Origin of the sequence: Maribacter antarcticus DSM 21422 (assembly GCF_000621125.1) — a bacterium.
GTDB classification, from domain to species: Bacteria; Bacteroidota; Bacteroidia; order Flavobacteriales; family Flavobacteriaceae; genus Maribacter; species Maribacter antarcticus.
In genome coordinates, this window is sequence record NZ_JHZC01000004.1 from 638,674 (window position 1) to 650,373 (window position 11,700).

Annotated in this window: 13 protein-coding genes; 7 read left to right on the forward strand and 6 right to left on the reverse strand. The window is 37.6% G+C overall.

From position 1 onward, the window contains the following. Positions 1-227: 227 nt before the first annotated feature. Positions 228-1,772, reverse strand: a complete 1,545-nt coding sequence (locus Q360_RS0102730) for a S41 family peptidase (protein ID WP_027075722.1) — start codon at positions 1,770-1,772, stop codon at positions 228-230. 235 nt (positions 1,773-2,007) lie between these two features. Here Q360_RS0102730 and Q360_RS0102735 point away from each other — a divergent pair, with 235 nt between their 5' ends. From Q360_RS0102735 to Q360_RS0102755, 5 genes are all read left to right on the forward strand, one after another. After that, complete coding sequence (locus Q360_RS0102735; RefSeq protein ID WP_027075723.1) at positions 2,008-2,517, forward strand: RNA polymerase sigma factor; 510 nt, start codon at positions 2,008-2,010, stop codon at positions 2,515-2,517. Further along, positions 2,504-2,938, forward strand: a complete 435-nt coding sequence (locus Q360_RS0102740) for a hypothetical protein (RefSeq protein WP_027075724.1) — start codon at positions 2,504-2,506, stop codon at positions 2,936-2,938. Before Q360_RS0102735 ends, Q360_RS0102740 begins: the two co-directional genes overlap by 14 nt. Before the next feature lie 12 nt (positions 2,939-2,950). Continuing rightward, positions 2,951-3,505 carry a DUF4252 domain-containing protein gene (locus Q360_RS0102745; RefSeq protein WP_027075725.1) on the forward strand — a complete coding sequence of 185 codons (555 nt, stop codon included), beginning with the start codon at positions 2,951-2,953 and terminating at the stop codon, positions 3,503-3,505. 119 nt (positions 3,506-3,624) lie between these two features. Continuing rightward, entirely contained in the window at positions 3,625-4,164 is a 540-nt protein-coding gene (locus Q360_RS0102750; protein ID WP_027075726.1) for a DUF4252 domain-containing protein, read from the forward strand. A gap of 85 nt (positions 4,165-4,249) precedes the next feature. Next, entirely contained in the window at positions 4,250-4,789 is a 540-nt protein-coding gene (locus Q360_RS0102755; protein ID WP_027075727.1) for a DUF4252 domain-containing protein, read from the forward strand. Between the two features lie 749 nt (positions 4,790-5,538). On the opposite strand, the gene purB is transcribed toward Q360_RS0102755, so the two are convergent. The 3 genes from purB to Q360_RS0102775 all read right to left on the reverse strand — a co-directional run bounded on the left by purB (position 5,539) and on the right by Q360_RS0102775 (position 8,384). Beyond that, positions 5,539-6,882, reverse strand: coding sequence for an adenylosuccinate lyase (gene purB, locus Q360_RS0102765; protein WP_027075729.1), 1,344 nt, complete (start codon positions 6,880-6,882; stop codon positions 5,539-5,541). Positions 6,883-7,112: 230 nt separating this feature from the next. Then, the gene (locus tag Q360_RS22090) at positions 7,113-7,490 is read right to left on the reverse strand and encodes a hypothetical protein (RefSeq protein ID WP_051554537.1); all 378 of its coding nucleotides are present in this window, start codon (positions 7,488-7,490) and stop codon (positions 7,113-7,115) included. 201 nt (positions 7,491-7,691) lie between these two features. Further along, a complete protein-coding gene (locus tag Q360_RS0102775) occupies positions 7,692-8,384 on the reverse strand; it encodes an SIR2 family NAD-dependent protein deacylase (RefSeq protein ID WP_027075730.1) in 693 nt (230 codons plus the stop codon). A 64-nt stretch (positions 8,385-8,448) separates the two neighbouring features. Here Q360_RS0102775 and Q360_RS27065 point away from each other — a divergent pair, with 64 nt between their 5' ends. Together Q360_RS27065 and Q360_RS27070 are read left to right on the forward strand one after the other, a co-directional pair. Further along, positions 8,449-8,673 carry an RNA methyltransferase gene (locus Q360_RS27065; protein WP_027075731.1) on the forward strand — a complete coding sequence of 75 codons (225 nt, stop codon included), beginning with the start codon at positions 8,449-8,451 and terminating at the stop codon, positions 8,671-8,673. 42 nt (positions 8,674-8,715) lie between these two features. Then, positions 8,716-9,051 (forward strand): RNA methyltransferase, encoded by a 336-nt coding sequence (locus Q360_RS27070; RefSeq protein WP_316931494.1) that lies wholly within the window; start codon positions 8,716-8,718, stop codon positions 9,049-9,051. 119 nt (positions 9,052-9,170) lie between these two features. Here the strand turns inward: Q360_RS27070 and Q360_RS0102790 are convergent, their stop codons facing one another. Then, positions 9,171-10,871, reverse strand: a complete 1,701-nt coding sequence (locus tag Q360_RS0102790; RefSeq protein ID WP_027075733.1) for an alpha-amylase family glycosyl hydrolase — start codon at positions 10,869-10,871, stop codon at positions 9,171-9,173. A gap of 51 nt (positions 10,872-10,922) precedes the next feature. Next, positions 10,923-11,693: a carboxypeptidase-like regulatory domain-containing protein gene (locus Q360_RS0102795; RefSeq protein ID WP_027075734.1), complete on the reverse strand. Its 771-nt coding sequence runs from the start codon at positions 11,691-11,693 to the stop codon at positions 10,923-10,925. Positions 11,694-11,700 lie beyond the last annotated feature (7 nt).

Below are 11,700 nucleotides of genomic sequence, written 5' to 3' on the forward strand. Positions count from 1 at the left end.
ACCTAATTCCTAATGATAATAACAATTAAGATATGATATACCCTAACGTGTATTAAACTATTTTGCTTAACAGGTAGTACTTAATTCGAAAATAGAGTGCCAAACAACTCTAATCAGTCATGTTTTCTGAGCAGAACTTATGTGTTATTAAACTTCACATGTATCTATTCTCGTCAAATCGAATAATAGTTCAACATAGTATATGTTGAAACAAGGGATGAAAAAAGCTATTTAAAATTCTTTTCACCCATTTTTTTGATATCCATCTTTATCAAACCATCCATAACGGATAGGTTATTTGTCGGCTTGAATTCATAGGAAGTCATAAAGGAATGAGCGACTATGGCTGGCTGTAGATTAGTTTTAGCACTTTCTCCTGCTATTTTACTAAGGGCTAAGGCTAGTAGCGGTTCTGTGGGTTCGCCCAACACACCTAAATTACTTATGTCCTCTAACAATTCGTATGTTGGTAATAACCCTCCCGTGTAGTCCGAAAACCCGTCTGCATTTTCATTTCTACCCAGTAGTGGCTGAATTCCCCATTGATTGTTTGGGTTAATGTTCCCTTCTCTTTCTTCCTCATAGAAAAAACTGTTCTCTGCATCATCCACAAAAGTGATGGAAAACTCATTCTTACCAGTCGTATTTTCACCTATCTGAACTACTTCTACATATGGTGCTAATCCATTAATAACTAATTCACTTGCTGAAGCCGTCCTGTCCGTGGTGAGTACATAAACGCGAGTTAAATTCAAGGAATTTAATGGGGAACCATCAAGGGTTGAACTAGAAAAATTTGTTTCACCATCTCCAGGGTCAAAGGTTGACTGTATCTTATCGTTATATCTGGCTTTTAGAAAAATTTCTTCGGTATTTGTGCCGTAGACAGCACTAGCTATTTGAACTGCACTACTTACTCTTCCGCCCCCATTGTATCTAAAGTCAAGAACTAATTCGTTAATCCCTTCCGAGCTGAAAGAACCAAAAACACTATTCAATTCTTCATCGAAAGTGGCCAGGAAGCCGTTGTACATCAAGTAACCCACCTTTACACCACTTTGCTCTATAACTTTAGAAACTAAAATAGGGTTTTCAGGAAAGTCCTCAACTTTGGTTAGGGATACCTCAATACCATTGTCCGAAATACTCCCATTAGAAATTTCAGCCATACTTAAAGTGTACGTATTGCTGTCGCCAAATAATAATTCTCTAAAATTAGTTCTATTTAGAGTTTGTCCGTCTACGCCAATAAAAACATCTCCTCTTTTAATTTCCTTTTCGGACGCGTCGGAATTTAGAGCTATATAGGTTACCACACCGTAAACATCATTGCTGCCTTCGAAAAGGTACAATTGAAATTCAAGGCCATTACTTCTAGAAACTCCTTGAAGACTATTCACAAGGTCTTTATAGTTCTCTACTGCCACAGAAAACCTATCTACAGCAGTATTTTCACCCACGATACGTTCATGGTTGTTGCAAATACCGTAGAAGAAGGCTGCGGGATCTTCTTCTGACGCTAGAAACTCAACATAACTATCCTCGGTGTCGAAGCGCGTATCTGCTAAGTCTGTTACATCACTCTGCCAGAAGTAAAAAGCATTCATAGCTCCCCACATAAAATCTTGGGCTGGATAATCAATTCTAAGTTTTGCCTCCTCAACGGGTTCTTGCTCTTGCGTTTCTTCTTCTATAACTGAATCGTCATCATTTTTTTTACAGGAATTAAAAACTATGGCTAAGCCAAGGAACAATAAAAAATACGTTTTCATAACTACTTTTTTCATAGACAATTTAAGAAATTTAATATCAATAACTATTCCAAAAACAAGGTGATTAGTTTGTTCATGTAATTTCAATCTTTTTACTATGTACGTCAAATTCTCATTTAGGGATGTTAAATTTACCTTTATATGAAGTAGAAAAAAATTAATTGTAACAAAATTCGTTCAACTTCGTCTTCTTTTTGTAAACTATTAACACATGTTTACAAACAACCAACAACGCATGAAACAATCGGAATTTTTAAATGTGGTACTGCCTTTTAAGGATAAGTTGTACCGATTGGCTAAACGACTTTTAGTATCTAGTGAGGAAGCAGAAGATGCTACACAGGAGATTTTAATGAAGTTATGGTCTAAGAAAAATAAGATAGAAGGGTATAAAAGTGCGGAGGCTTTTGCTATGACTATGACTAAGAATTATTGTTTAGATCGTTTAAAGTCCAAACAGGCTAGCAACTTAAAGCTCGTGCACAGTAACTATAGTGACGATAGTAGTTCTTTACAACGACAAGTAGAAGCAAGGGACAGTATAGATTGGGTACAGCGAATTATGGAGGAGTTGCCAGAGCAACAAAAACTGGTGTTACAATTGCGGGATGTGGAACAGTATGACTATGAAGAGATTGAAGCCTTGTTAGATATGAAACCCACAGCAATACGAGTGGCATTGTCAAGAGCAAGAAAAACGATAAGAGAAAAATTAACAGAAAAACACAGGTATGGAATTGGATAACATAGAAAAACTTTTGAAAAAGTATTTTGAGGCTACCGCTACGGTGGCGGAGGAAGAAACCTTACGAATGTATTTTTTAAGTGATGATGTCGCACCTCACCTAAATCAGTATACGCCAATGTTTCAATATTTCTCCAAAGCTAAGGAAGAGCGCTATACCAAAAAGTTGCCATTACCGACCAAAAGAAATATATACAGATGGGCATCGGTAGCTGCAGTAGCCCTTTTTATGGTAGGCGTTTACTTCAATACTAGAACTAGCGCAGTAGCCGGAAGCTTAGAAGAAGAATACACGGCAGCCGAAATCGCTTCCGCACAGGAGGCGTTTACCTTATTGGCGATGAACTTTAATAAAGGCACAGAGCAATTATACCACTTGGAAGAATTTGAAAAAAGCACTAAAAAATTTTTAATTAAATAATATTAAACGAATATGAAAAAGATATTAATAATAGCAGTAATGATAGTTGCACCTTATTTCATGCAAGCGCAGGATATTTTTGAGAAATATGAGGATGATGATAAGGTTACTTTTGTAGCTATGCAACCAAAGATGTTTCAGATGTTAGCAAAAATGAGTGTAAACTCAGACGATTCAGAAGCACGAGAGTTCTTTGATCTTGTAAATAGCATTACCAGTTTTAAAGTAATTACTACAGAAGACGCATCAATTACAAAAGATGTAGGTAGTTGGGTTTCCAACCGCTTAAAAACATCCTCTTTTGAGGAACTTATGCGAATCAGAGATGGTGGTTCTAATGTAAATTTTTACGTGAAAGAAGGCAAAGATTCCGATCACGTAAAGGAACTCTTAATGTTCGTAACTGGAATGAAAAATATGGATATAGACCTTAACGGTAGGAAAATGGAAACGGTTCTGCTTTCCTTGACAGGAGATATCAATTTAAAATCAGTTTCCAAATTAACAGATAAAATGGACCTTCCTGGTGGCGATCAGTTGGGTAAGGCATCAAAAAAGAATAATTAAAATAAGTATTATATATTGTGAGGCAACGCATTAAAGCTTCGCGTTAAAACAAGAATATCAATTCATCAATCTCTAAATCATTCCTCCAGAAAAAATAAGGAGGACTTAAAACAACAATCATGAAAAAAGTAACAGTAGTAATTGTAATCGCATTAGTATCTTCATTTGGTTTTTCACAATCTATTTTCGACAAGTACGAGGACATGGATAATGTAGGGTCGGTAATCATAAACAAAGGTCTCATAGAATTAGCGTCAAATCTAGGCGCTATGAGCGATGATGCGGACGCAAAAGAGTTTATGGAGGTAGCTAGTGGTCTTAGCGGTATAAAGGTTTTTATGACCGAGGATACTTCGGTATCGGCAGATATGACGAAAACCGTTAAGAAATATCTAAAATCTTCTAAATTAGAGGAGTTGATGCGGGTAAAGGACAAAGACGTAAATGTAAAGTTCTACATAAGGGACGGTAAAAAGAAAGATCACGTTAGCGAGCTATTGATGTTCGTTTCTGGATTAGAAAATACCAAAATTGGTGACCACGGTAGAACGTTGGAAACGGTATTGGTAAGTCTTACAGGGGATATCGATTTGAATAAGATAGCTACGCTTACTAATAAAATGAACTTACCCAAGGAATTGAACCAGGCTGGTAAATAATCATAATTCTAAAAAAATTTCCATACGAATGAGGTACACCTTGTTCGTATGGATTTCTGCTTAGCACCACTTAAAATAGAAGCTTATGAAAAGAATAATAAGAAGTTTAGTAGTTCTGGTAGCCATAGTACTTTCATCCTGCTCGTCTACCCAGAGTCTGCAAGAATATTATATAGACAGCACCGAAAATCCAAATTTTTTAGCTTTTGATATTCCGACGAGTATCCTTAATCTGGATGCTGTAGAACTAAGCGAAGACCAAACAATTGCTTACGAATCTCTTAAAAAATTAAATGTACTCGCATTTAAAAAAACGGTTGATAATGTAACTGCTTATAAGGCCGAGAGAACCAAGGTAAAGGCGATACTTGCCAACGATGACTACGAGGAGCTTATGAAAATGAATACGGAATTTGGCCGTGCTAGTATCCGGTTTAAGGGAGCGGATGACGCTATTGACGAAGTAATTATTTTTGGTGATAATAAAGAGAAGGGCTTTGCCTTAGTGCGCGTATTGGGAAAGAATATGAATCCCGCACATTTTGCTCAACTAGTACAAGCCTTGGAAAAATCGGACTTTAATGGAGAAGGACTTGGAGATTTAGGAGACTTTTTTAGAGAATAGCATTTCTATTTTAACCCAATAAAAACCTATTGCAAATCAAACGCAATAGGTTTTTCTGTTTTAACCGGTATCTTACTTTGTATTAAATGTGACCTTTTGTTTATATTAGTATTATAGCTTGTAGAACAACTAACACTAAAAATTGAGAAGACAATTATGGTGAATTTATGAGTAAAACGCTGTCTTGAAAAGTTGCTTTGCAACGAATTTAAAGCAGCTAGTGGAACTAATCCCGCTTTTTTAGCCGGATATACAGGTTTAATACCTCGTAAGCTTGCTACGAAAGCTGAAAAAGCAATTTCCTTTTTAGTGCCTCGTGGGCTTGTCCCGAGGTTTTTTACCGAGGGAAATGATTTTGGACTTGGTAGAAAGTTATGGTGTACCCTTATTGAAAGCAATTCTAATTTACCTTATTTTTTCTTGGATAATTACAAAGAGTACCAAAGCTGCTAGAAAGATGATAGCTAAAGGGGGCATATAACGAGTCTCTCCAAAAGCTTTTGGCCAATCTAGTTTCTTGAGGTTTACAGATTTTCTTGCTTATTATAGTGATTTCCACACTTGGGGTAGAAAGAATCAGTTTAGCAGCAGTTATTGCAGCAATTGGTTTAGCGCTGTAGGGTTCCTTACTCACATGAGGTACAAATCAACAAATAGAAACCTTGTTTCTTTACATTAAAAAAGACCACAATCTTGTGGTCTTTTTTTTGTTATGGCGATAGGTTCGCTACCTAAGCTAAATCAGATACTTAAATTCCTGTATAGTTACTAGGGGTTATCTTTTTTAACTCTGTCTTTATACTATCTGAAACAGCTAAAGTATCTATGAAGTTTCCGATAGATTGTCGGTTAATTTTTTCGTTAGTTCGTGTAAGTCCCTTAAGTGCCTCGTAAGGATTAGGGTAGCCTTCACGTCTTAAAATCGTTTGGATAGCTTCCGCAACTACGGCCCAATTGTTCTCTAGGTCCTGCTCAAACTTTTCCCTGTTCAACAGTAATTTGTTCAATCCTTTTAAAGTGGATTGAAAAGCAATTATCGTGTGTCCAAAGGGCATACCGACATTTCTGAGTACTGTACTATCGGTTAAATCCCTTTGTAATCTAGATACCGGTAACTTCGCAGATAGATGTTCAAAAATGGCATTAGCCATTCCTATATTTCCTTCTGAATTTTCGAAATCTATAGGATTTACCTTGTGTGGCATCGCAGACGAGCCTACTTCTCCAGCTTTTATTTTTTGTTTAAAATAGTCCATGGAAACATAGGACCAGAAATCTCGATTTAGATCTAATATTATGGTATTTATACGTTTTAGGGTATCAAAAAGTGCTGCCATGTGGTCATAGTGCTCAATCTGCGTGGTTGGGAAGGAATGTTGTAATCCTAATTTTTCCTGAACGAAACTACTACCGAATGCTTTCCAATCAATGTTAGGGTAGGCTACTTTGTGGGCATTGAAATTTCCTGTAGCCCCACCAAATTTAGAAGCACTTGGAATGTCGTTCAAAAGATTAAACTGTTCTTTTAAACGGATTACAAAAACAGCGATTTCCTTTCCAAGTCGGGTAGGGGAAGCAGGCTGACCATGCGTCCGTGCTAACATGGGTATGTTGGCCCATTCTTTGGCGAGTTCCTCCAACTTTTCCAATACCTGAAAATACTGTGGAACATAAACAACGTTCATTGCCTCTTTTATAGAAAGCGGAATGGCTGTATTGTTAATGTCTTGGGAGGTTAATCCAAAATGTATAAATTCTTTAAAAGAAGCAAGACCAAGCGTATCAAAGGCCTTTTTGATAAAATATTCTACTGCTTTAACATCATGGTTGGTCGTTTTCTCTATGTCTTTTATGGCTTGGGCGTCCTTGGTGTCAAAATTAGAATAGATTTCCCTTAGCGCTGTAAATTTTGAGTGATCAAAGGTGGAAAGCTGGGGTAAGGGAATTTCGCATAATGCAATAAAGTACTCAATCTCTACCTGTACTCTATATTTTATAAGTGCTTCTTCTGAAAAGAAAGGCGCTAGGCTAGCCACTTTGTTTCTGTAGCGACCGTCAATAGGGGAGATGGCATTTAATTCGTTCAGGGACATACTAATAGGATTGGTTTGTGTTAAAGCATGCAAAGATACTTATTACGAACGCAGTTTAAACGCATGGGGCAGAAGAGTTTGTAAAATTGCATTCTGTTGTTCATGCTGTTTTAATGCGCTTATTTTTTTTAACGTCATTCTGGCACGCGCTGTATAGGCAGCACTCCCAGTAGCATAATTTTGTTCTAAGGTGAGTTGAAGTGCTGGATGTATCCAATCAAATGTTTGCCCTATAAAAGTAAGGCGGCCATCGAATATGCTTTGGCGGCTACGTTATAATCTCTGATAACCCAACCAAAACAAGTAGCTGTTATTCTTTCTAAATGCGCTTTTGTTATGTAGTGTTGGCTTTTATTTAGTGTTTTAGAATAGTAGGCGGTTATAAGAAGTTCGCAAATTTTTGCTATGGGTCCGACTGTCGAATTTTGGTATGCTTTTTTTAAAAGGGTAGTGAAATTATCTAAATAAGGAAACAGGTAGTTTATATCTTTTCGCATCACACCTTGTAGAACCCAGCTGGCGCGGCCGCTTATAAAATCATGAACTTTGGAGATGATGCCATGTAGCGGAGCGATTAAGTTAGGTTCGTTTAGGACGATTGTCGCCATTTTAATTCGTTTTTACCGCGTATGGACTATATATTCAAGTTTGGTGTATACTTCCTTTTCTGTGTTTTACGGTGTTGAAGGGTCTTGTCTAAAGAGGAGTTTACGACCTATGTTGATTGTTTTGATTTAAATAAATATTCACCAACAAACTGCTTTGTAATACTGTCCTATAACAGGTAAGTTTTGAGTTTTATAAACTTTTTAAATTTTCTGATTTAGTAATACCTCAACCAATTTAGGAACACCAATAGCTGCAGCTGAAGCCAGTATTGTTAAGTTTTTTCTGTTATGTTCTGAAATGGATGGTTTTGGGTCAATAAAATAAATGGGAACATTATCTGCAACAAAATCGATTAGGCTGGCTGCCGGATATACCTGCATAGACGTTCCAATAATGATAAGGATATCTGCTGTTCTAGTGATTTCAATCGCTTGGTCTAGTAATGGGACCGCTTCTCCAAACCATACGATATGTGGCCTCATTTGATATCCACTTTTACATACATCTCCTTGTACGATATCTTTTGTCCATGGAACTATCTCATTCTCGGAAGCCGTACTGCGGGCTTTTAAGAGTTCTCCGTGAAGATGTAAAACCGATTCACTCCCCGCCCTTTCGTGAAGATCGTCTACATTTTGGGTTACGATACTAACCTTGAATTTTTCTTCTAAGTTCACAAGCGCTTGATGAGCGGCATTGGGTGCTACACGCAACAATTGCTTTCGCCTTTGGTTATAAAATTCCAATACCAATGTGGGGTTATTGGCAAAACCTTCAGGCGTAGCTACTTCCATGACGTCGTGTCCTTCCCACAGTCCGTCTGCATCCCGAAAGGTTTTTAGGCCACTTTCTGCACTTATTCCTGCGCCTGTTAAAATTACGACGTGCTTCATTTTATCTAATTTCTTCTAGAAATATACTTTTTATTATCTTGGTTTCATCGAAGAAACACAGCTTTTGACCTATTTAGAGGGTTTTATTTCAGAAGAATGTCGGGAGCGCTTTATTTCAGTACTAAATAAGCGTACCAAATACATTACTGGAGTCTTGGAAGATGTTTTTCAAATGCACAATACCAGTGCCGTCATCCGGAGTTGTGATATTTTCGGTGTACAAAAGGCGCATTTGATACAAAACCGCAATACTAACCAACTAGCTAAGAACCTTGCGATGGGGGCATAGCAATGGGTAGAGGCATATCGACACAAGAACACAACTGATTGCATTAAGGTACTCAAAAACAAAGGATACCAGATTATAGCGACAGCGCCCCACAACGATTCCGTTTTGTTGCAAGATTTTAAAATCAAGGATAAAGTGGCCCTGTTTTTTGGAACGAAACGTGACGGTTTAACCACAGCTGTTTTAGAGCAGGCAGACCGTTTTTTAGCTACCTATGAAAGGCTTTACAGAAAGCTTGAATATTTCTGTTGCCGCCGCAATCATTCTACACGAGTTAAGCTATACATTAATTCGGAAAGATGCACCATGGCAACTTACAAAATCCGAAAAACTGGAAAAATGTTTGGAGTGGTCCAAGAAATCTATCAAAAGTATTGACAATATATTGCAACGTTATAGCAATATAACTTAGGTCCTAATGGTATACCACTACAGATTGCTAAACCGTACTATTAAAGTAGGTTTATGAGACTATTAATTGGTCTTTACTGTAAACTCTAGTCTACGTATTCTTTCAATTCCAATAGAGCGATATCAAAGTCATTATCTAACATTATTTTTCCGTTTGTTACAATCACTTCAGTATCGGAATAGGTATCGAATAAAGTGGTGCCGTCACCAAAGAATCCTTTAACCGAGAGCGACTTTTTACCTTTTGGTAAGTCTAGACCAACCACTACTTTGTCCTTGTAGTTGTCCTTGATGTAAGTTCTACTGAAGACATAAGGCTTTTTTGATAAGCGTTCGTGTTTTCCAGCACCTATTGCAAGGTGGTTGTTTCTAAATGTCCCTAGTTTTTGCCAGTGCGCAAGCGTTTTTTTGGTTTGCGGTAAACTATCTAATTCTTCCCAGTTCATAAAAGAACGTAATGTCGCGTCTCCCTGGGTACTATCTATGACAAGGTTTCTGGCGGTTTCGTCACCGTAGTAAACTTGTGATGCACCAGGAGTTAATAAAAGCACGTTTGCAGCTCTTATAGGGTCTTTTCGCTCTTGATCAAAAGGTTGGCCATCATCATGCGAGGTGAGGTAGTTGACTACACTTTTGTTCTTCAATTTCGTATGCAGTAGTTTGCTGTATTTTGTAAATATTTTATCATAGCCGTTTAGGGCATCGTTCTTTAATTCAAAATTGATAAGGCTATGAAATCCATGGTCAAAATAGTCCACTTTTTTATCACCAAAATCAAACTTCCGCCCTCCTGAAATCCCGTAATTATAAACTTCACCAACCATATAGAATGGCGTATCATCCAAGGTGTGCTTCGGATTTTTTTTCTTCCATATCTTAAAAGAATAGGATGCCTCCTTATATAGTTCAGCCCAAGCATTTTCGTTTACATGCTTTACGGTGTCTACTCTAAACCCGTCAACTCCAAATTCGTTTACGTAATCCGTCAACCACTTAATAATATAGAATCTTGGAGCCCTAGGATATCCCGTTCTGTCAAAAAATAGCTGTAATTCGTCTAGTTCTGCGCTTAGTCTTCCTTCTTTTTTCCATTTTGCCAATAAGGCGTCCGGAAGTTTTACGGCTTCATTGGAAGCTGTAAGAATATCTGGAAGGTTGTCAACAAGGGTACAGTTTGTGGTATTTTCATAGGTAGCATAGGCACATGTGGGGTCTGTAATTACCCACTCTTTAGGCCAAACAGGGTCTTTTGCAGTTACGGGTCCTGTATGGTTTAAAACCACGTCCAACAACACCCTTATTCCTTTTTTATGTGCACTTTGTACTAATACACCTAAGTCCTCTTTTGTACCAAAATTTGGGTCTATAGCGGTCCAATCGCTGGCCCAATAGCCATGATAGCCGTAGGTGTTTCCAGTAGCTTCGTCGGTATCGCCATGTATTTGCTCAACCACGGGTGTAAACCAAATGGCATTTATACCTAAATCACTGAAATAACCCTCTTCTATTTTTTTTGTAATGCCTTGAATATCGCCACCCATAAAACCTCTTAGTTTACCTGTAGGGTTGCCGCGTTCAAAGTTCATATCGTTGTTTGGGTTTCCGTTGTTGAATCTGTCCGTCAATAGAAAATAGATGTTTGCACCGTCCCACACAAATGGCACCTGTTTTTTAACTTCCACGATACTATCCCTTACAACCATAGTCAAAGTAGACTGCTCTTTTTTTTCGGACTTACAAGAAGCTATGAGTGAAATTAAGGTAAGTAAGGTAATTAGGTATTTCATAAACATTCTATTTGTTTTAAAATTATAAAATACAAATGGGAATGAAAAATTTTATTTTCTGCGGTTCAATACTTTGAACTCCTCGTAGCAACTACTTATGGCATCTAGAATTTGAAGGTCGTTTGCGGTGATAATAAAGGACTTGGAGTAGTTACAGTTGTTTAAAATATCCTGAATATCAACTTTCTCTAACTGTAGAAATTCAGTTAAAGTTTCGCGGTCAAATTTTGAGGCCAATAGATTTCGGATTTCTTCATCCTCTTTCATTTGACGTAACTTTCGCATTTGGGTAGGTTTTTTACCAAAAAGATTACGAAGCAGGTCTGCAGGATTCAGTATAGCGCCAAGTACTTTTGTAACGGCACTTGGATTTTTGTTCCCCCCTTCATAAGCGACGGATAAGCCAGATATGCTGTATTGATACGCATTGTTTATCGGAAGGTTCTTTACGTCTATTTCTAGATAGCCTGTAAGCTGGTAAGGTCTCACGATTACTTCTTCCAAGGCATAGGCAAGCTCTGTTAGGGCAATTTTAGTCTCCTCGAATTTGAACATATCGTTCGTTACTCGAATCTTTTGAGATTTAAAGCCAAGAAAAGAAAGGTAAAGTGTATCGTTTACAGCGGCCGCAATAGAAAATTCTCCCTTTTCATTGGTGATGGTGCCAATAACTTGGTTCAGGTTAACCACGTGAACACTTTCCATACGGACATCGGTCTGGGCGTTTACGACAACTGCACGAATATCTATGTTTTCTGGCGTTGCTTGTGAAACAGCCAAAAATGATATAAAACAGAAAAAAAAAACTAATTGTTTACCCATAAAAATC